Genomic DNA, 20,675 nt, shown 5'->3' with positions numbered 1-20,675 from the left:
GTAAGCATGCAGCAAAAGGATCTACTCAATAAACCGCTGTCCGAGGCCGAACAGGAGCTGCTGGAGACCTATGAGGCACTGAAAAAGCTGGCTGCTCGCTCTGATTTGCCGCCATGTGCTACCTGCAATGTGCGCAAAGCGCTGGCCTCGATGTGGCAGGTAACGAATGACCTGCATCTTCAGTTTGAGCAGCTTTACGATTATGGCGTCTAGATGCGGGCCTGGCGGCTCGAGGAGCAGGTTTCCTGGTGCTGGAAGCCTGCTTCTTGCCCTCGCCAATCCGCAGGGATAGGTGGCACAGGGGAGGAGGGGAGAGACCGGGGGGAAATTGCGGCTGAGGCTAGCGTTTACGCAGCGTCAGCCCGTACCACTCGGGGTGTTTGCCACTGCTTGAACGATAGCCGTGTTCTGTCAGGTAGACACGGAACTGTCCGAGCAGGGCGGGGTAATGGTCATCATGCGTGACCTGTAACCAGTATTGGCGGAATTCATGAAATAGTTCATCATCCGTGATGCGAAGGTCTTCTCCGATTTCACAATATTCCGCGAGAAATTGATTCACTACTTTGTCAAAGGTGCACACTGTATCAAGAACGATATCCATAGTGTAAGCTCCAATAGGCGTCATTCCTTCTCTTTATGTATAGAAAAGTATGTATAGAAGAGATACAGCAGGGCATCTTTCCTGCATACTATTTCTAATCGGCGGAATGACTCCCTTCCTAGAGTTTGAATCGAAAGCGGTCAATCAAAATGGGGTGATGGATATTCTATCATAGATACGGAGTAGAAGAAAAGGAGGGAGACAGGGTAGCCAATACGGCTACTCCTGCTGCCAATTGGAGACCGTATTGAGCTTCTGAAGCTGAGCAGGGGATAGGGAGAGATCCAGCGCGGCAAGGCTGATCAGAAGCTGCTCGACGGAGTTGGCTCCGGTAATAGGTGCGGTCACTGTCGGTTGCGCCAGCAGCCAGGCGAGCGCGACGGCTGAGGGTGTGGTTTCCTGTTCGATGGCGATACGTTCCACTGTTTCAAGAATCGCCCATGAGCGTTTGTTATCGTAGCGTTTAAGGACGCTATCAGCACGCTTGCTTTCGGGCCGCCTGTTTCGCTGATATTTGCCGGTCAGAAAGCCACCGGCAAGCGAGCTATAGGGAATCACCCCGAGCTGATACTGCTCACAGAGGGTTTGCAGCTCGCTTTCAAACTCGGCCCGATGCACCAGATTATAGTGTGGTTGCAGCGAATCGTAGCGCACCGTCTGCCCCGTGTCGGCCTTCCAGAGCGCTTCCATCAACCGCCAGGCGGGATAATTGGCCGCGCCGACATAGCGCACCTTGCCCGCGCGTTGCAGGTCATCGAAGGCGCGTAACGTCTCATCGATCGGGGTTTCGGCATCGAAAGCATGCGCCTGGTAGAGATCGATATAATCGGTTTGCAGGCGGCGTAATGAGTCTTCGACCGCCTGTATGATATGCTGGCGTGAGAGCCCACGATCATTGGGGCCTGTGCCCATCGGCTGATAGACTTTGGTCGCGATCACCACGCGGTCACGGTTCTGCCGCGCCTTGAGCCAGCGCCCGATAATCGTTTCAGAGATGCCTGCCAGCTCTTCGCTGATCCAGCGCGAGTAGAAGTCTGCGGTATCAAAAAAGGTGCCGCCGCGCTCTACAAAGGCATCCATGACGGCGAACGCTGTCTTTTCGTCGGTGGTATAGCCCCACTGCATCGCGCCCAGGCAGAGGGCCGACACTTTCAGGCCGGTGCGTCCTAAACGACGATAGTGCACGCTTGTTTCCTTTCTCTAGTATTGCTCGAATCCTGGCAGAGGTGGCGTGTCGCGTCGGATCAGTTCGACGGTATGCTGAATCAGCGGCGCGTCTTCCGCTTGCAGAACCGCTTCAAGCAGACAAACAGTCTCGACATAGAGCCAGAGCCCGGCTATGATCTGCTCGCGCAGCGTTGGCGTCGTGCCGTGCTCGTCCTCAATGCCAAACGCCTGACGCCGCAGTCTGACCCATCGTGACTGCAAGCCGATTCTGGTTGCAACCCCCTCATATACAGCATTATCGCTGGATGCAAACACCATCCCTTGCTGGACCATCATCACACGAGAAAGGGACCAGGTGAGGCCAAATTGTGCGTTGAGCATGCGCCCGATATCCTTGCTCCGCAGGCCTGCCAGGCCCTTACGCACCTCTTCAATCAGCCCGACGAGCTCTTCACTGGCGAAGCGGTTTGCTTGCTGTTGCAGCTCATCGGTCCAGGTGAAGGCCCGGGCTCGCTGCTGAAGCCGGGTGAAATAGGCATCGCGGTCAAGCAGTGGAATCGCGGTCTGCAACGCGCCGATTGCCGCCACAGCCCGACGCGGGTCGGTAAAGCAGGCCTCAAGTGCGTCCGGGCTCTTGTTGCTGACAACGACAAATACGCCGTCAAGCAGATAGCTCCCTTCGCCCGGGACCTCGCTTCCGTCGGTCAGGCGCACAAGATCAAGGTCGCTGTACGGGTTGGCCTTGCCGCGCGCATAGCTTCCTGTGATGATGATCGAGCGCACTCCAGGAGCGTCAAAGCGCTCCAGAAGCAGGGAGGTTGGAAGCGGTAATTGCATCTCTTTCATCCTTTCGCTCCTCATGTCCTCCTGCAATCATAATGGAGAAAGAGCGCTTTGTCCAGAGGCGGTCAGGCATAGCGGCGCTCGCTCTGGATCATGCCAGCAGAAGCGGCACGCGTTGGCTTCTCCCGCTTTGCGAGATATGCATCAAACTCGGCGGGAGTGCGTACGCCATGATCCAACACCGCTTCGTAGATATCGACGCTATAGACCTGCGCGCGGTAGGTTGGCAGGCTGTGCCATATCTCTTTCAGCCAGAGGATCACGCCGCGTAGCTCGGGAGTGAGTTCGCGTTCCATCCTGTCCTGAAGCGGCTCAGCACGTGGTTCCTCATCGAGCCAGAAGGAGATGTCAATTTTCCATTCCTGCTTCTCCTGCCCGAACTGGTAGACCAGCGCGTAATAATAGCGGTTCCCGGGTTTCTTGTGCGCGGGGACCAGTGGCCCTTCATTAAAGTAGCGAATCTCTTTCATGCGAGGATTGAGATAAAGCGGCTTCATCAGCTCGTAGGCACGTGCGCTGCTCAGTCCGGGACTGGACACGCCGAAATCAATATCACGCCAGACGAGCAGGCCAAGCGAGGAGCTGCCCACCTGTCGTACGGTTCCGACCGAACGCAGCAGGGAGTGCAGATGCAGTTCCTGGATGACGGCCTTTGCTTCGGCTTGCAGCACGTTCTGACGTCGAAGTAATTGTTGCGCATATTCGGGCTGTAAGGGTTGGTTATCAGCCTGCTGCATGATCGGGTGTTCCTCCTTCTACATGCTCTCTATAGACCAAAACGCCCGAGCAGTTCAAATGGTTGCAGCGGGCCCATCGGTACCACAGCGAACTGTGGACCTTGCGAAATAGCATGCAGTAGGATACAATACTGTAGGAAAGCGCCGTAGATGGATGGGGATATTCTTTGTTGAAAATGCTTTCCAGTTGAGAGAAAGAGGCGAGGTTTTTTTGTGGCTCAGGAGAGACTGAAAAGGGGTCCTGAACCGCCAAAGGCAAGTAGGAAGAGCCTGAACAACCGAGTTGGCTTGCCGCTTCATTCACTGAACCATCGCATCCTCTCCGCGGTCCCGCTGGTTGTGACAACGATGCCCAAAGCAACCGTTGTGGCGCGGAGACACAAAGCCCTGACAACCGTCACCTGGCTGAACAGGCGTGTATTTATGGTGATGCTGGCCGTGGTGCTGCTCATGTTCCTCTCGGGGGGCGTGGTGATCGATGCATACGGCAGCACGGGCAAGCCAATCAAAACACAGGCTAAACCAACAACGACCAGCATCGCAAGCGTCAATGACTGGTCTTCTCTCTCTGTTACTTTTGGGGCGACCGAAACCGTGACGCCAACCGAAACGGTCACGCCGACCGCGACGCCCGACGAGTCCGATATTCAGGATGATGACTCGGATTCGACCGGCTCTGGTGGCGCTCCTCCCGGTTATACCGGCCCATATGATGACACAGAAATTCCGGTGAACACAGAAACACCAGCCGAGGAGACGCCCACACAGTCGTCACAACCCCCTTCGTCCCAACCGACGGCAGAGCATACCCCGCCAGCGGGCAAAACTCCGACGCCGGGCAAGACGGCAACGCCAGAGCCTACCCAAACTGTCCCGACTCCGACCCCTGATACCAGCGGGCGCGAGTTGAGCAATCCACAGCGGGGCGCTCAGTTCTATGGCGATGAGCAGCGGCCCGATGGCTGGCCGACCACGGATACCTTTCTTCGGCTCTGCTGGCGCGATCTGGAACCGACCGCGCATCAGTATACCTTCGGGCAGTTAGAGCACCAACTGAAGCAGGCACAAAGCCGTCAGTATATGCTCAATCTGCGCGTCATGGCCGAGGTTCCGGGTCAGAAATGCCTGCCGGATGATCTGAAGGGCTACAAAGATCCGCAATTCCTGCCCCGTGCGGAGCAGCTTTTCCAGCAGCTCGGGGCAAAATTCGGGGATCAGAAGAGCCTCGGTTGGATCGATATTGGCCTGTATGGGTGCATGGGCGAGTGGCGTGCAAGTTGTTCCGACGATAAGCAAGCAGATACGCTCTCGCTTGAGGAGATGAAGAAGCTTATCGATCTTCAGGTGAACGCGTTCCCGGGGAAGCGCTTCTTGATGTTCCCCTATCAGTTGGACGCGCTGAAGTATGCGCTTGGCTTACAACGGGCGCTTCCGGTGGGTCTGCGTGTGAACGGGCTTGGCACACGCGATCTTGATGGAGCACGAGCAAACGTCCAGGCGGTAGAGGCGATATGGCCGAAAGCGCCGATCTACTTTGACTTTGGGAAGGACCCCGATTTTCAACAGGCTTTGACCGATATCCAGACGTTCCGCGCCTCGGTTGTGGGCGACGGAGGCGGCAACCTGCGCGACTTCTCCAGCTATACTCACGCGCAGCAGCAAGCGCTTCTGGAGATTTTCCGCCGGTCGGGATATCGTTTTGTGCTGAACGATGTAACATTGTCAACGACGGTTGCGCCGGGTGGCAGGATGGTGATCAGCGTGCAATGGGCCAACGATGGCGTTGCTCCTGTCTACCATCCGTGGAGCGTCGTCTATCAGTTGCGGAATGCAGATGGGCGTGTGGTCTGGTCGGATGAGTCAAATCTGTCTCTGATGAGCATCGGGCCACAGAGCACGACGAGCGACGATGAGAGTTTCGTGCTGCCTGAGACGCTGGCGCGTGGCACTTACACGCTGACGCTTCAGGTACGTGACACTCAGGGCTTTTACCGCCCGCTGCAACTCAGCATCAAGCCGGGCCCGCTTGCTGATGGCTCATATACACTGGGCGCGATTCGGATACAATAAGCTGCACAACAAAGAAAAAGGGGAGCAAGAAGGTCTCCCCTTTTCTGGTGCTTTGCGCTAGCCGATGACGCCGCCGAGCAATGCGCACCATGTTTTGAGGTCGACTTCCTCGGTGGCGGGCAGCCCGTGGAGCTGCTGGAGCTTCTGCAAGGCGCTGATCGTCTTGCCATCGAAGCGCCCGTTGACGTCAGCGCCGAAGCCCTTCATCCGCAGATGACTCTGCACGGCACGAACAACATCACCGGTACTTTTCTTATTGAGCGGCATGACAAGCGCCTCCCATGTTTTTGCGGTTGTGTAGGCATTCGCCGGAAGCCGGTGTTCCGTCTGAAAGCGCTTCAGCGCATCCTCGGTCTCGTCATTAAAGTCGTCGGAAACGCCGAGATTGCGATAGTGCAGATTGAGCAGGGTGCGCAGGGTGCGAACCGTTTCGCCGCTGGTTCCCGGGCGGTGATCGGGCCACGTGAGCGGGGGCATGCTTTGTCCGAGGCGCTGAGCAACCTCTTTGCGCAGGCGTGGAAGCTGCGAGTAGAAACGCGTGCCGGGGCAGTCCGTGTTGCTGAAATCCCAGTGCCCGAAGATGCCTTCTGCGCCAAACCCGTATTGTTTACAGATGAAGATGCAGAAGGAGATCAGAGCGTTCCAGTGCGCTTCTGGCGGCAGATCGCTAAAGTAGGTTCCTTCGTTCTCGATGCCGATCGCCTCGCTATTCAACTCGGGGCAGTGTGCGCCGACGACATGATAGGAACCCGACATCAGCGCCTGAACACTGTTATGCCGCCCTTCCAGAATGTAACCGCCTCGAGTGACGGTGAAATGCTGTCCGGTATCGGGCCAACCGTTCGCATCCATATGGAAATTCTGGATTGTGCGAGCGAGCGAGTAGGCGTGCCCGAGCGAGGTATCTCCGGTATTGGATGTCTGTGTCTGATGAATCAGAATCTTGGTGCTTTTCTGTGGTAAGATCGGGAGCGGCCCGGATGGCGGTCGCGCTTTCCAGGCGCTCGTATTATGAATGGCTGGCGTGTCGTTTGGCAGGGTATGTGCATCCGGGAAGAGCGAGGTGCCGGGAAAGATCGTGATCACCGGTTCATGGGTGATCAGACTTCGGACCTCAAGCGCTCCTAGTGCTGTTGCAGCACCCATGCCGATCGCGATAATACTGGCTTTCAACAGATGACGGCGGCTGGTCTTTTCGCGAGGGCGCGGCAACGGTGCGGTATCGGTAATCAGATAGCGACGCGTCGGGCTGATGCGAGGTGGTTGCTGTCTCGCCGAAGCTCGCCGTGGAACCGGCGTCCTGGGCATTGGTTCGGTTGTCGGGCGCACGCGCATTGGAGCGGTGTGAGGGCCAGTCCTGTTACGCTGGCAATCTTGACACATGAATGGTAATCTCCCAGTGCTATTCAAAGATCAACAATGATGTATCTCGGTCTTTCCCGGTGAGCTCATAGAAAAGTATGAATTACTTTTACTTTAGCACAATTATAGATGTGTCATCACGTTTCTACAAGTAGGGATAGGCCTTCCGGGAGGGTATAAAATCTATCATCTGCTCCTCGCTCTACCAGGGCGTTACCTGGTACTACAGGCGGCTTTATGCACCCATATCCCGGGCCGGGCGCACGCAGGATCACAACCAGAGGTTCCGCCGCGAGAACCAAATTTCCCAGGGAAGGGTGAAGAAAATGGGGTGATCATCGTCGTGGGCAACGTTGTGGGTCCAGTGCTCTGGAGAACTCGATTGCAGGACGGGAATGCTGTCCCGGCGTTTCGGGCGTACGGGGCTCGGTTTTGCGTGTGGGCTCTCCGGATCTTGAAGCGGCTATGGAGTCGCTGGACTGTTGGCCTGTGGTGCGCCCGAAGAAGGAAGAGCCTGAATATCCCTGAAAAGACAATTATGCCTTTTCCCTCTTTCTCTTGCCTTCTGGACAGACCGCACTCCTATCGAGTATGCTTGGTAAGCGGGCTGGCGGCCTCCTTTGACTATCAGGGGCAAGAGGGACTCAGTGAGCTTCCGTCAATCTTCGTGGCCCGAACAGGACTTCCTTTGATCGATGCTCGGAAGCGCGACCGAATCTTCGCGCAGTTAGTCTCATAGGGTTCTGGAAATGGTAGATACGCGATGATACAGATGAGTTCGAGGATCGGTTTCGATCCTTTAGCGAAGGATCGCAAAGCGACTCTCACCAGAGCTATGCTGAATGTCGCCTTTGTTGCACTTACAATCGAATCATACTATATAATAGCAGGAATCTATTTTTGACCCCTTTGTGATTATACTGTGCTTGCTGCTCGTATTGATAGGAGGAGGATGGGTGCTGGCGATTCTTTTTGATAGCGCGACTTTTCAAACGATGGAGACGCGTAAGAATCTATTACATGGTAAAACAAGCGATTACAAGCAGATAGAGATACAGGAAGAGGTGAAGCTGAAACGCTTTGAGCTACAGATCAACGTAGAGAAAAAGTACTCGTCAGCCAGAACCCTGAGCAGAGCAGCCTGTGTGTTTGCAGTCCTTTCCTGGGTGGGATGTCTCTGTGCTTTCTTCCAGGCTCAGGGCTCAACGCATCCTGAAGAGCTTGTTACCCTCAGAATGTTTGCTGTCGTACCGCTTTTGCTCGCCTTCCTGTGCTGGATCCTGTTTCTCTACACCTCTCAGAGCATGCCCTACCGCTGGCCCTCCCTGTTTGTTGATGAGGATGGAATACTCGCTCTGTATGGGGGCAAGCAGGTAGCCATGCAATGGGATACAGTGAAGTATTTTGTATGTTACAGGGCGAAAGAACGGCATGCGATCTATGAGATCTCAGATGGCGTTCAGTTTCTGCGCTGGCGCGATCCCGGGCGGCAGATCTGGTTTGATAGCGGGTATGAGCCTGCCTTACATGTCGAGAAGCTCTTTGCACAGTTGCCCGGCTATGTGGTGGAAAAGACCGGGCTGCCCTTGCTGGAAAGCGTGATATATCGGCGGGAGATCACCGGTCGCCCGCTGCAAACAGTGCGCTATTGGTAGATACGTGATGCTACAGATGAGTTCGAGCGTCAAATTTGATCCCCTGAAGGCGGAAGCGCTCTTTGCACAGTTGCCCGGCTATGTGGTGGAAAAGACCGGGCTGCCACTCTGGGAATGCGCGTCATGCCGTCCGGACGCGGTCAGCAAGCAGAAGCTGTTACCTTCTGAGGCTCCGAATCGTGCTCTCAGAGAGCAAGGAAAGAAGGCTAGAAGCAAGAAGGAGCAGTGTACTATGGCTGAACGTGAGAAGCCCCGTCAGAAACAGAATACGGGCCAGGATCGCGACCGGATAAAGCAGGATAAGGACCTGATCGGGACCGGCGATTACGCCCATCCTCCGGGGAACGATCTTGGCACCGACCAATATACAAGCAGTGGTTCGGAGCATGTGGCAGGGAGCACACAGTATCCACCGAAACCTCGAGCGCGGAAAGGGATAGAGCGGCTGGAAGAGCGCGAGACAGACGAAGAAGGTGGATATTCTCCAGCCGAATAACCTTTCTCAATTCTCTATAGCTAAAAGTGGCTATCAGTATTTGTGCGTATCAGCACGCTGGTAGCCACTTTTTTTATGGAAAAGCAAATATCTTTCTCTTGTGGTTGTCTGCTTTTTGTATCATAATACTAATAGATGAAATAAAGAGACACATCAAAGTGTTCTCATAAGTAGAGAGAAGAGCAAGAGAAAGGACGGACGTTTTTTCGGGAAGCGCCCATGTACACCCGTTCATGGTACACTTTCCTCTCGCCTTATACTGAACCCTTCCATTTCATCATTCTTCGGCCCATTTTCAGTTTTCAGCGAAAGCTTAATCCAGATTAAAAATCTATTGAAATTCCCTGAGCAAACTGGAAAATGTGTCGATGTTGAATCGTACAAGGTTCATCCATGTATCTGGAATCATCTTACTACTACTAGAATTTTGAGAGGATTTACCGAAATGACGCAACTTACCAACGCCAGTGAAGTCGTTGAAGAGATGCCTGTAGCCGGGGCTCCGGTAGTGCGGGTACAACAGCCGGAGCACTCTACTCCTTCTGTAAAGACACCTCTAACTGCATTTATTGGTCTGGAGAGCTCTGACAATGGTGTCACGCTTGTTGAGCTTGTGGGCGATAGCGTTCTGACTGAAACCCGCCAGCTTTCGGGGAATGTGGGAGAAGAGCTGTCCGCATGGCTGAGCGAGCTTGTTGCGCAACGGCATCAGCAAATTATTGCAGCGGCCATACGCAAAGATGATACCCTTGCTCACCTGTTCTCGCGACTCTGGCTGAAAGAAGATATTGTTCCCTTTATTATAGCTGCACCGCGCGAGGAGCCATTAGAAAAGCTGGTGCGAGAAGTGGCCGCCAATTTCGATGCCCAGAACGTGGTTCAGATTCCTCTCAGCCTCTCGCAAGAAGTTGGGGTTGCGGATCTGGTGACGCTTGATGACTATCGAGCCGTAACCGTTCCGCAGGATTTCGCGCTGCTTTCGCGTCTGGTTCAGGCGTTTCAGGGGAAGCGGCTGGTCTTTGTGAACGCGACACCGCGTGGTGGTGGCGTTGCTCTGATGCGGCATGCCCTGATCCGGTTGTTGCGTCTGATGAATGTTGACGCCCATTGGTACGTTCTGGTACCGAATGCTGAGGTCTTCGATATCACAAAGCGCAAGTTCCATAACGTCTTGCAGGCAGTCGCAGCGCCCGATGTGGTGTTGACCGATGAAGATAAAGCGGTATTCAATGCCTGGTCGGCTGAAAATGCTCATCTGCTGCATGATGTCTTCAAGCAGGCCGATGTGCTGGTGATCGATGATCCGCAGCCTGCTGGACTGATCCCGTATATCAAGCAGGCAAACCCGCACGCGCATATCATCTATCGTTCGCATATTCAGATCGTCAGCAGTCTGGCGTCTCAGCCGGGAACGCCACAGAACATCACCTGGGAATTTCTCTGGCAGACCATCAAGGATGCTGATTACTTTGTCAGTCATCCAATGAGCATGTTTGTCCCGAAAAACGTCCCTGATGATAAAGTGCTCTACATGCCTGCAACCACCGATCCACTGGATGGGCTGAACAAAGAGCTGAGTGAAGAGCAGATGGAGCACTATCTGCATTTCTTCAATGAGATTCTGGAACGCGAGGGACAGACGCCGCTCGATCTGACGCGCCCGTACATCGTGCAGATTGCGCGTTTCGATCCTTCAAAGGGCATTCCTGATGTGCTGGAAGCGTATCGCCGACTGTGCATCATGCTCCAGGAGCGGCAGCAGCCGGTTCCTCAGCTCGTGATCGCCGGGAATGGCTCGGTAGACGATCCCGATGGCGTGCCCATCTTCAACCATGTGCAGGAGCTGCTGCGCTCAGATCTGTACGCAGCGCTCGCATCCGATGTCAAGGTTGCACGCCTGCCACATCGTGACCAGTTGCTCAATACCCTGCTGCGCAAGAGTAGCGTTGTGCTGCAACTCTCTACAAAAGAGGGATTCGAGGTGAAAGTGACCGAGGCACTGATGAAGGGCAAGCCGGTTGTGGCGTACCACGTTGGTGGTATCCCTCTGCAAATTGTCAACGGTGTCAACGGTCATCTCGTCGAGGTTGACAACACGGTTCAGGTCGCGCAGCACATCTATGATCTGCTGACCGATACGAGCCTGTACGAGCGCATGAGCATGGCAGCGGTCGAGCTGGCTGGAAAAGACTACCTGACGGTGCCTAACGCCATTTGCTGGCTCTATCTGGCATTGACGTTGCTGAAGAATGAGCGACTCGAAGGACGCTTCCGCTGGGTTGCTGAGCTGGCCCGGAAGGAATGGTCTGGTGTGGCTGATGAGGAAGAGGGCGAAGACCAGATGCAGTGTGCATAAAAGCAGACAGAAAAGAAAAAGAGCGTCGGTGAAAAACCACCGGCGCTTTTTTTGTTGGTGCCGAAGGTGGGATTCGAACCCACACACCCTTGCGAGTACAACGCCCTGAACGTTGCGTGTCTACCAGTTTCACCACTTCGGCATATTGTCCTTTCGACTGGGCTTATATTACAGGAAATCGAGGCGGTTGTCAAGAGAAAACCTCGACAAAATCGGCCATTTTTCAAAAAACCTCAACCCTTCTGTATTCCCTCCTCAATTGAAGAGAACATATCTCTGTGCAGAACGTATATCTAGAGATATAGGTGTAGAGAAGGAGTATGTGTTATGGAACTTTTGCACCAACGTTATGCAATACTTGAGGAAATAGGGCGCGGAGGTTTTGGCTCTATTTATAAAGCGAGAGATACCGGGTTAGGTAATCGTCTGGTTGCGATTAAAGAAATGATGTTGCTATCGAACACGCCTCAAGATCGGGATGAGGCGACCGCCGCGTTCACCCATGAGGCCTTGATTCTCGCCGATCTATTGCATCCCAATCTGCCCCGTATTTATGAGCAATTTCAAGAAGGCAGCAAGGCATATCTGGTCATGGATTATATTCAGGGTGAGTCGCTGGAACAGTATTTACAACGACTTCGCGCAGCGCACGCCTGGTTGCCTGCTCCCGAAATTTTTGAGATTGCACGGCAGCTTTGTGACGTGCTTGAATACCTCCATGAGCATGAACCCCCGATTATTTTTCGCGATCTCAAGCCCTCAAATGTGATGCGGACTGCATCGGGACATCTCTATTTAATTGATTTTGGCATTGCGCGGCATTTTAAGCCGGGGCAGGCTCATGATACAGTCGCCTTTGGTTCGCCCGGGTATGCGGCGCCCGAACAGTACGGACGGGCCCAGACAACCCCGCGTTCTGATATCTATAGTCTGGGAGCGCTGTTACACTACCTCTTTTCTGGACGTGATCCTGCCGACACGCCGTTTCTCTTTCCGCCGCTCTCGCTCGGGAATCCCGCACTTGAGGGCCTGATTGCCTCGATGCTGGAACTTGATGCGGAGAAGCGTCCGGCGCGGATGGCAGATGTGCGCGACACCCTGCAACAGGTTGCGGCTCAAGACGTGGTGAACGATATTCTACCCGCTAGCACTTTCACTGCCTGGAATCCGCCCGCCGAGCTGATTCGCGAACTGGTAGAGCCGTTTATAGATGAGGCTGACACTCAGGATACTCACGCTTATGGAGCGATTGGTTCAACGTACCTGATCTATCAGGGGCACAGTGCGGGGTGCGAGCACGCTGTCACGGCGCTTGCCTGGTCACCGGATGGCCAGTATATTGCGTCGGGCGATCATCTGGGAAAGGTGCATATCTGGGAGGCAACGCGAGGCGACACCCTGTATATCTATGACGGCCATGCACGCGGAGAGAGCCTGATTGCATCCCTTGCCTGGTCTCCTGACAGCAGGTTGGTTGCTTCCTGCGGGTATGACGGTACCGCGCAGATCTGGGAGGCCGCAACTGGTCGGCAGGTTGGTGCATTTGTGGGGCATGCAGCGCCAGTACATGGGCTTGCCTGGTCGCACAGACAGCCCTCATTGCTGGCTTCGGCAAGCAGTGACGGCACTGTACAGGTCTGGAATCGAATGAGTGGCAAGGTCTACTTCACCGGGGGAAGCAAGACAATGGATGGCGCCCGCATGAAAACAGTTATCTGGTCTCCTGACGGGCGCTCTATCGCCTTTGGCGGCTCGGATGGTGTGGTTCAGGTCTGGAAGCTGAGCGAGAATGGAAATGAGCCACGCTTTCAGGAGGTGACGCTTTTTCAGGGGCACGCGCCCGCTTCTACCATTCATGCGCTTAGCTGGTCTGCGGATGGGGTATTATTGGCTTCTGCTGCATCCGATCGATTGGTGCAGGTCTGGCAGGCGGACACAGGCACGCTGGCATATACCTTTCGTGGGTATGATGAGCCCGGTTGCTGGCCGCGTACGCTGGCATGGGCCCACCGCGGCTACTGGCTCGCGACTGGCGGGAGTGGTACAGATAAGAGCGTTCGTCTTTGTAATGGGCTGGATGGCCGTGTCCGCTTCCAGTATCAGGGCCATCTGGCGGCGCTGAATGCGGTTGTCTGGTCTCCGGACGGGGCGCGGATTGCCTCTGCGAGCAATGATGGAACGGTGCATATCTGGCAGGCGCGCGTATAGCCAGGTATTCCTTGATAGTATTTACCCGGCTGTTTCGATAGAGAAGCAGTCGGGTTTCTCTTTTAGATGCAAAAGAGCTGGAAAAGTGTAAGGAAAGGAGAGGAGAAGCCAGTAAAGAAATCTTCCTCTCTATGCAGCGTATTCGCTCCCTGCTCTTACATAAGAAAAGCGCTGTCCTCTGCATGATCTTATGTAAGCGGACGTCGCGGTTTTGCCCATTCATTTGTAAAAGAAGTCGTTATTTCTGCAAGCGGAGGGCGCAGTACAAGTGCAATGAGAGGAGTTTGAAAAATAATCTCCCTGAGAGAAACATGAGAGAAAGTATCAAGTAATTGAGGAATAAGGGAAGTCGTGTATGCTTCTTCTCAAGGAAATGGCGAGGAACCGAGCATGTACCTGGGAACTGCAATGAGGTACATGCGATCGGCTTTGCGTCTGCCTTTGTTGCCTGCCCTCAGCGGATTGCAGAGCGCATCTCGCATTTTCTACTGTTATCACAGGTTGTTCCTGCCAGCAAGGATGCAGGAAAGAAAGGACATGCTGTGAAACGAATCCTACGATCCTCTACCTTTGTGTTCTCCATTCTGGGTGTCTTGCTCTGTAGCCTGGTACTGACCCAAGGGGCAAGCGCTCAAACGACAAATTCCCGCAAGCATGTAACAAAAGTCTGTGGAGAGGTTGCGCCTCGCTATGCTCACTGTATGGCGTTGCGCCTGGAGGGGGGCGACATTCAGACGCTCGCTGCCGGTCCACAGGGCTTGAATCCGGCTGATTTGCAGTCGGCCTACAAACTGCCATCGTCGACAGCGGGTGCTGGTAAGACGGTTGCTATTGTTGATGCCTATGACGACCCTAACGCCGAGCAGGACTTAGCGGTCTATCGGCAACAGTTTGGCTTGCCGCCTTGCACGACGGCAAACGGCTGTTTCAAGAAGGTCGATCAGAACGGCGGCACCAACTACCCCCAGCCCGATTCGGGGTGGGCCGGTGAGATCGCCCTTGACCTGGATATGGTCAGTGCTATTTGTCCGAATTGTCATATCCTGCTGGTGGAAGCCGACTCTGCCTATATGGAAGATCTTGGCGCATCAGTGAATACGGCTGTTCGCCTGGGTGCGGTAGCGGTCAGCAACAGCTATGGTGGCTCTGAGTATCGGCAGGAGACAACCGACGAGGTGACGTACTTCAAGCATCCCGGCGTGGCGATCACGGTCAGCACGGGTGACAGCGGCTATGGTACGGCATTTCCGGCTACCTCACAGTATGTGACGGCAGTCGGTGGTACCTCGTTGAAACGTGCCAGTAACTCCCGTGGCTGGACGGAAACAGCATGGAACGGTGCCGGAAGCGGTTGTAGCAAGTATGTTCCTAAGCCGAGCTGGCAGCAGGACACAGGCTGCAATAAACGCGCGATCGCTGATGTTTCTGCGGTTGCTGATCCCTACACCGGCGTTTCGGTGTATAACACGTATGGTGGCAATGGTTGGGCGGTCTATGGTGGGACCAGTGCTTCAGCTCCGATTATCGCGGCGGTGTACGCGCTGGCTGGCAACACGTCCAGTATCACCTATGGCTCCTATCCCTACAGCCATACTGGCAGCCTCTTTGACATTGTCAGTGGAAGCAATGGCTCCTGTTCGGTGAAGTATCTCTGTACAGCCGGTACTGGCTATGATGGTCCGACTGGTCTGGGAACGCCGAACGGAACAGGCGCCTTCTAACGCGCTCGCTTGCTTGAGGGCAGGCAACCTTCTCCACGCACGGAAAGCGCGCGTGCTGGCACTCTGCGAAACGCAGCGCTTGTGACGACACCTGATCTTGCTCCGTTCTCTTCCCGAAAAATAGACGCATGTTGTGCTGTTACGGGGAAGAGAATGACGGAAAGGATATTACATGCACCGTTGGAAAGGAGTCCTTCTACGATGCGACAGAAACCAGGTTCTCGTGTGTTTCTGGTCCTGGTTCTGACCTGCTGTCTGCTGTTCATGTGCTTCGGTACTGCTTTTGCCCGAAGTGAGCAGACAGGCGTGAAGAAAGAGTATACCTGTGTCAAAGCACCTCAGGTAGCGCTTCCTCGGGTACAGACAGATATCAAGCAGACAAGCGCAAGGAAGCCAGCCGCAAAGCCAATCTGCCCGGCAGGACAGGTCCCGCAACCGGTCGCGAAGAAGTCCGGTAAGCATGCGCCCCCGATGCCTCAGCAGGCTACTATCAGCGCGGGCTATCATTATGTGACCGGCATTCAGAATGTCGAGTCGCTTGGCACCCCGGCGGACTTTACGCAGCATCAGCCCTATTTGAGCTCGCAGGATTACCACACCCTGGCCGAGATCGCAGCACTGAACTATGGGCCACATGGTCGCCAGATCGTTGAGATCGGTTGGACGGTTGATCGGGCCGTGAACAATGGAGACGACAAGCCGCATCTGTTTGTTTTCTCGTGGGTCAACGATCAGGGGAACTGCTACAATGGCTGCGGCTTTGTGCAGGTGTCCAATGCCCATTATCCCGGCATGCAGCTTGCGAGCGATGGTTCGCTGCATCATTATGCGATCTACCACTATCAGGGGAACTGGTGGCTGAACTACGATAATGATTGGATTGGCTATTTCCCTGACTCTATCTGGACCAGCAAGGGTGAGGATTTCAGCAAGACAACACAGCTTCAGTGGTTCGGTGAGGTCGCTTCTGGCGGCGGCTCACACACTCAGATGGGGAATGGGATCTTCGGTTCTCAGAATGGCTCAGCGCGGATTCAATCGATGTATGTCTATACCACGGCAAATACAGCCGTTACCGCCAATGTCAATGTCAGTGCGGGCGAGACCTCCTGTTTTGACTATGGCTGGATTCAGCAGCCGAACGCTTTCCGCTATGGTGGTCCCGGCTGCTAGCCTGCCGCAGCACAGCGAAGGGCAGCTCCTCAAGGCGAGAAGCTTCCCTTCTTTTCTGCTATTGCTCCTGATACAGCTTGCTTCCCTTTTCCCGGAACTCTCGTGCCTTCTCAGCCATGCCCACAGTGATGATCTGTGAGGGCTGTAGCCCCTTGCTCTGCGCATAGTCGCGGATATCCTGGGTAATGCGCATGCTGCAAAAACGTGGTCCACACATCGAGCAGAAGTGCGCGGTTTTTGCCGGTTCTGCCGGAAGCGTTTCATCATGATAGGCAAGCGCCGTTTCAGGGTCAAGCGACAGGTTGAACTGGTCACGCCAGCGGAACTCAAAACGTGCCTTTGACATGGCGTCATCCCACTGCTGAGCGCCTGGATGGCCCTTTGCCAGGTCGGCGGCATGCGCAGCGATCTTGTAGGCGATGACGCCCGCTTTGACATCCTGCTTGTTTGGCAGCCCGAGGTGCTCTTTGGGCGTGACATAACAGAGCATTGCCGTCCCGAACCAGCCAATCATAGCCGCTCCAATGGCCGAGGTGATATGGTCATAGCCCGGCGCGATATCGGTTGTCAGCGGGCCGAGTGTATAGAATGGTGCCTCCTGACAGAGCTCCATCTGCTTCTCGACGTTCTCCCGAATCAGGTGCATGGGAATGTGGCCGGGGCCCTCGATCATGACCTGCACGTCATGTTTCCACGCAATGCGGGTCAGCTCGCCAAGCGTTTCCAGTTCGGCAAATTGGGCCTCGTCGTTTGCATCGGCAATCGAGCCGGGACGCAATCCATCACCAAGCGAGAAGGCGATATCATACGCTTTCATGATCTCACAGATCTCTTCAAAGTGCGTGTACAGGAAGTTCTCCTGATGGTGTGCCAGGCACCACGCTGCCAGAATCGAGCCACCACGCGAGACGATCCCGGTCACACGACGAGCGGTAAGTGGTACATAGGCCAACCGGACGCCCGCATGAATAGTAAAGTAGTCGACGCCCTGTTCTGCCTGCTCGATCAAGGTGTCACGATAGATCTCCCAGGTAAGCTCTTCAGGCTTGCCGCCGACCTTTTCGAGCGCCTGATAGATAGGCACCGTGCCGATGGGAACCGGTGAATTGCGGATGATCCATTCTCGTGTTGTATGGATGTTTTTGCCGGTCGAGAGATCCATCACCGTATCAGCGCCCCATCGTGTCGCCCAGACCATCTTCTCCACCTCTTCCTGAATAGAGGAGGTGACCGCCGAATTGCCGATATTGGCGTTGATCTTGGTCAGGAAATGGCGTCCGATAATCATGGGCTCGCTTTCGGGATGGTTAATATTGGCCGGGATGATGGCGCGTCCACGGGCTACCTCGGAGCGTATGAATTCCGGGTCGAGCTGCTCGCGCACGGCGATGTACTGCATTTCGGGTGTGATGATTCCCTGGCGGGCATAGTGCATCTGGGTAACGGTGCGTCCGGGTTTCGCGCGGAGCGGCTTGCGCGTGCCCTGAAACACCGCATCGTGAGCGCGGCTGTCACCGGGCTTGTAGCCGTTATCGACCGGGAGAACGGCCCGCCCCTCGTACTCCTCGACGTCGCCTCGCTCAAGAATCCAGGCGCGGCGATGTGGCGGGAGCCCCTTATAAATGTCGATGTGGGCGTTGGGGTCAGTATAGGGGCCACTCGTGTCGTAGACGCGCAGCGGTGCATTTTCGCTCACGCCGCCAGTGCGGTTCGGTGTAGGAGTAAGGGGAATTTCGCGCATCGGGACTCGAATGTCTGGCCGTGGTCCCTGCACATAGACTTTGCGACTACCGGGAAAAGGTTGCTGTGCTTGAAAAGAATGTTCCGGCATGTGTACCCTCCATTTGTCGCTTCTATGCCTGTGAGCATAGCGCAATGGCGGTTACCGGCTGCAAGGAGGAGTAGACGAAGCAATACTGTTGATCGAGTGGTGCGTTCAGGCAAAAAGAAAAGACCATGAACGCTCCCATCGTCGAGCCAGCAGACATGGCCTTCGTCGTATGGTTGCATTCCCTACGCTCGTCTTCCACACGCGACCGAAAAGCCCGTGTGACTTACCGAGATCAGGTTCAAAGGGTTGGTGGGCTTGATCCCGCCTCTCAGCTTCTCGCTCCCCTAGCAAACCAGTTACCTGTGACGTTATCTGGCGTCGTCATGACGCTCTTCTAGTAGCATACCATATTTTAGCGGACTCTTGTAGTCCTTGTTTGGTTGCTTTTTGGAAGGAAGCTCCAATTCCAGCAGCCGCTTGCCACTCTTTTCTTCTATCAGGAGAAAGAGGTATGTCACCTGCTTGAGATAGCTCTGAATGCGGTTTGTTGAGAGAAGGAAGAATGGGCTCATAGGGCTCCATAGATCGATTGCGTTGCTTCCATCGCTGATTTCAAGAAAGGTGAAGCCGGGGTAGTGCGGGTCAATGATAAGCGCGGCATAGTGGATCTCATGCCACGGTATGGTAATTATGCGCTGGCCGGGATACTGTGCAACGATCCCATCGTTGGTGACGTCCAGTGCGGGATAGCGGTACGCTTTGATACTGCGAAAAAGTGGAATATTCGCGATGAAAAGCAGCGGTGTGAGGAGCAGCAGCGCGGTGCGGGCATACGGTAACGTCGCCTGTATCTGTGGCATAACAGCGACAAATGTGTATACCGGGAGCGGAAGCGTAACAAGATATAACAGGAAGGTGTTGGCGACTGCAAGGAGAGGAACAACGATAAAGAGTATGCTGTCTGGCGGCTGTGGCAGGGTCCAGGGGAGAGCCGGCCGTTCCTGCTCGGCGAGAGGCCGTAGCCGCCCCAGATAGCGCTGTGAGTGGAGTGCTGACGCGCGTGCCTGCTGGAGCTTCTGTAGTCTTTTCCTGTTATAGCTATTAAAATAAATGATGATAAGCACGAGCGCAAGTAAAAGAATACTGAACGTAATAAAAGCAAGGGGCCCGCTGGACCGATACATATCCAGTGTCATTACGAGAAAGGCGAGTGCAAAGAGCAGCGCGAGCTGAAGCAGGAAATAGCTGGAAAGCCGGGCGCTTTTCTTGCTGGGATCGAAGCCGCTGAGGGGAGAGCCGTCCTGAGCGGTGTGCTGGCGTATCATTTCTAGAATCTCCTGACATCCTTGTACTTTTCGGCTTGCCTTTTCGCTTGCTCTGGCAGTTGAGTAGAAGCGCAGGGTGAATGACGTATGGTCACAGGTATGTTCTGTTTATGCTGTAGAAAAGGCTACTCCTATTATAGAAAAAGCTGAGAAAAGTGTAAAGGATGTAAAACTAGAAAAAGAGTAGTCGCTACCAGAGAAAGAATTTCTGAAAGCGCAGGTCAAGGAGTGGGCGGCCCGTTTTGGCCCGAATGAAGGCCGGAAGATCCCGAAAGAACCGTTCATACTCCTCACGCGACATGGTCGGTTTATAGAAAGAGAGGTTATGGCTGAATGGGTTGCGCCAGCGAATCGTATGGGTTCCGTCGCTGAGTTCATAGGTTTCGGTTGCGGCATTTGTTTTGTAACCGGTCAGGGCGAAATAGCGCACCTCATCCCATCTGATGGTCACGGCCCTATGCCAGAGGTAGTGTGCCGTGATGCCGCTCTCAGTAATCGTGAATGAGGGATAGAGCAAGGGACCGCGGAAGGGGTCCAGAACGTAGAGTGCGAGTAAGAGGACCAGCAGACCAAGCCCAAGTGGTAAGTTGAGAAAAAAGCCAGCGATGGTTGGCCCGAACTGGGTTATCAGAGGTATGAACACCAGGCCAAGCCAGACGAGGAGTCCGGAGAGCCATGCAAACCAGTGAAAGCGCATGCGTACTATCAGTGGTGGGTGAAGCACATGCGCATCGGGGAGAGGTTGCGGCTCCAGGATGCGTTGTGTGTGAGGGGCTGAAGAGCGTAAAAAATCGATCCGCTTTTGAACCTGAAACGAGCGAATATGGAGATAGATGACAATTCCCAGTGGAATCAAGAAGAGAAGCAACAGCCAGGCAAAGAAGACGAAGTATGAAAGAATAGTGTTGTTGATCATGGTAAGCAAGAGTGTAAGGAAGAAGAAATACAGCACTGCATAATTGATGTGCCTGTACGCGTACCATACCTGGAATGCATCGAAGCCTTTTGTCTGTCGCTGTTCGGGCTGCTCGCTCTGTTGTTGTACTTGGCGCATGTTTTTTCTCCAGTAGAAGCAGAATACTGATTGAAGCGGGTGCGATATAGGACTATAGAAATGTAGAATTATAAGAAATATACGTTTTTCCTGCTATAAAGTTGAATGGAAAGAAAAAGGCCCTTCAGGAGTG

17 protein-coding genes and 1 tRNA gene are annotated in these 20,675 nt (G+C 54.5%); 9 read left to right on the top strand and 9 right to left on the bottom strand.

Annotated features, from left to right (window positions below; genetic code table 11):
- The first annotated feature begins 6 nt into the window (after window positions 1-6).
- Window positions 7-213: a hypothetical protein gene (locus tag EI42_RS13695; protein ID WP_111322881.1), complete on the top strand. Its 207-nt coding sequence runs from the start codon at window positions 7-9 to the stop codon at window positions 211-213.
- Window positions 214-340: 127 nt separating this feature from the next.
- On the opposite strand, the gene EI42_RS13690 is transcribed toward EI42_RS13695, so the two are convergent.
- From EI42_RS13690 to EI42_RS13675, 4 genes are all read right to left on the bottom strand, one after another.
- Window positions 341-604 (bottom strand): hypothetical protein, encoded by a 264-nt coding sequence (locus tag EI42_RS13690; RefSeq protein WP_211326162.1) that lies wholly within the window; start codon window positions 602-604, stop codon window positions 341-343.
- A gap of 219 nt (window positions 605-823) precedes the next feature.
- Window positions 824-1,789 carry an aldo/keto reductase gene (locus EI42_RS13685; RefSeq protein ID WP_111322877.1) on the bottom strand — a complete coding sequence of 322 codons (966 nt, stop codon included), beginning with the start codon at window positions 1,787-1,789 and terminating at the stop codon, window positions 824-826.
- A gap of 15 nt (window positions 1,790-1,804) precedes the next feature.
- Window positions 1,805-2,617, bottom strand: a complete 813-nt coding sequence (locus EI42_RS13680) for a nucleotidyltransferase domain-containing protein (protein WP_170142604.1) — start codon at window positions 2,615-2,617, stop codon at window positions 1,805-1,807.
- A gap of 62 nt (window positions 2,618-2,679) precedes the next feature.
- Entirely contained in the window at window positions 2,680-3,351 is a 672-nt protein-coding gene (locus tag EI42_RS13675; RefSeq protein ID WP_111322873.1) for a hypothetical protein, read from the bottom strand.
- Window positions 3,352-3,564: 213 nt separating this feature from the next.
- Between EI42_RS13675 and EI42_RS13670 the strand changes: the two genes are divergently transcribed.
- Complete coding sequence (locus tag EI42_RS13670) at window positions 3,565-5,421, top strand: DUF4832 domain-containing protein (RefSeq protein ID WP_111322871.1); 1,857 nt, start codon at window positions 3,565-3,567, stop codon at window positions 5,419-5,421.
- Window positions 5,422-5,478: 57 nt separating this feature from the next.
- On the opposite strand, the gene EI42_RS13665 is transcribed toward EI42_RS13670, so the two are convergent.
- Window positions 5,479-6,804: a peptidoglycan recognition protein family protein gene (locus EI42_RS13665; RefSeq protein WP_111322869.1), complete on the bottom strand. Its 1,326-nt coding sequence runs from the start codon at window positions 6,802-6,804 to the stop codon at window positions 5,479-5,481.
- 935 nt (window positions 6,805-7,739) lie between these two features.
- Between EI42_RS13665 and EI42_RS13655 the strand changes: the two genes are divergently transcribed.
- The 3 genes from EI42_RS13655 (at window position 7,740) to EI42_RS13645 (ending at window position 11,290) form a co-directional block, all read left to right on the top strand.
- Window positions 7,740-8,438 carry a hypothetical protein gene (locus EI42_RS13655; protein WP_111322865.1) on the top strand — a complete coding sequence of 233 codons (699 nt, stop codon included), beginning with the start codon at window positions 7,740-7,742 and terminating at the stop codon, window positions 8,436-8,438.
- Between the two features lie 16 nt (window positions 8,439-8,454).
- Complete coding sequence (locus EI42_RS13650; protein WP_146505368.1) at window positions 8,455-8,934, top strand: hypothetical protein; 480 nt, start codon at window positions 8,455-8,457, stop codon at window positions 8,932-8,934.
- Window positions 8,935-9,379: 445 nt separating this feature from the next.
- On the top strand, window positions 9,380-11,290 hold the full coding sequence (locus tag EI42_RS13645; protein WP_111322861.1) for a glycosyltransferase: 1,911 nt from the start codon (window positions 9,380-9,382) through the stop codon (window positions 11,288-11,290).
- Between the two features lie 55 nt (window positions 11,291-11,345).
- On the opposite strand, the gene EI42_RS13640 is transcribed toward EI42_RS13645, so the two are convergent.
- Window positions 11,346-11,432, bottom strand: a tRNA-Leu gene (locus EI42_RS13640).
- 185 nt (window positions 11,433-11,617) lie between these two features.
- Between EI42_RS13640 and EI42_RS13635 the strand changes: the two genes are divergently transcribed.
- The 3 genes from EI42_RS13635 (at window position 11,618) to EI42_RS13625 (ending at window position 16,392) form a co-directional block, all read left to right on the top strand.
- Complete coding sequence (locus tag EI42_RS13635; RefSeq protein WP_111322859.1) at window positions 11,618-13,498, top strand: WD40 repeat domain-containing serine/threonine protein kinase; 1,881 nt, start codon at window positions 11,618-11,620, stop codon at window positions 13,496-13,498.
- Window positions 13,499-14,040: 542 nt separating this feature from the next.
- Window positions 14,041-15,219, top strand: coding sequence for a S53 family peptidase (locus EI42_RS13630; protein WP_211326161.1), 1,179 nt, complete (start codon window positions 14,041-14,043; stop codon window positions 15,217-15,219).
- Window positions 15,220-15,420: 201 nt separating this feature from the next.
- Complete coding sequence (locus tag EI42_RS13625) at window positions 15,421-16,392, top strand: neprosin family prolyl endopeptidase (protein ID WP_170142603.1); 972 nt, start codon at window positions 15,421-15,423, stop codon at window positions 16,390-16,392.
- Window positions 16,393-16,450: 58 nt separating this feature from the next.
- Here EI42_RS13625 and thiC read toward each other — a convergent pair whose 3' ends face one another.
- Window positions 16,451-18,223 carry a phosphomethylpyrimidine synthase ThiC gene (gene thiC / locus EI42_RS13620; RefSeq protein WP_111322855.1) on the bottom strand — a complete coding sequence of 591 codons (1,773 nt, stop codon included), beginning with the start codon at window positions 18,221-18,223 and terminating at the stop codon, window positions 16,451-16,453.
- Between the two features lie 125 nt (window positions 18,224-18,348).
- On the opposite strand from thiC, the gene EI42_RS34875 reads away from it, so the two are divergent.
- Window positions 18,349-18,561, top strand: coding sequence for a hypothetical protein (locus EI42_RS34875; RefSeq protein ID WP_428843953.1), 213 nt, complete (start codon window positions 18,349-18,351; stop codon window positions 18,559-18,561).
- Here the strand turns inward: EI42_RS34875 and EI42_RS13615 are convergent.
- Window positions 18,532-19,488, bottom strand: a complete 957-nt coding sequence (locus tag EI42_RS13615) for a hypothetical protein (RefSeq protein WP_111322853.1) — start codon at window positions 19,486-19,488, stop codon at window positions 18,532-18,534. The genes EI42_RS34875 and EI42_RS13615 overlap by 30 nt on opposite strands.
- A 190-nt stretch (window positions 19,489-19,678) precedes the next feature.
- Entirely contained in the window at window positions 19,679-20,542 is an 864-nt protein-coding gene (locus tag EI42_RS13610) for a hypothetical protein (protein ID WP_111322851.1), read from the bottom strand.
- Window positions 20,543-20,675 lie beyond the last annotated feature (133 nt).

The organism is Thermosporothrix hazakensis, assembly GCF_003253565.1.
Taxonomy (GTDB): Bacteria; Chloroflexota; Ktedonobacteria; order Ktedonobacterales; family Ktedonobacteraceae; genus Thermosporothrix; species Thermosporothrix hazakensis.
Note: the sequence above shows the minus strand (reverse complement) of the source record. Positions and strands in the feature narration are given on the sequence as shown.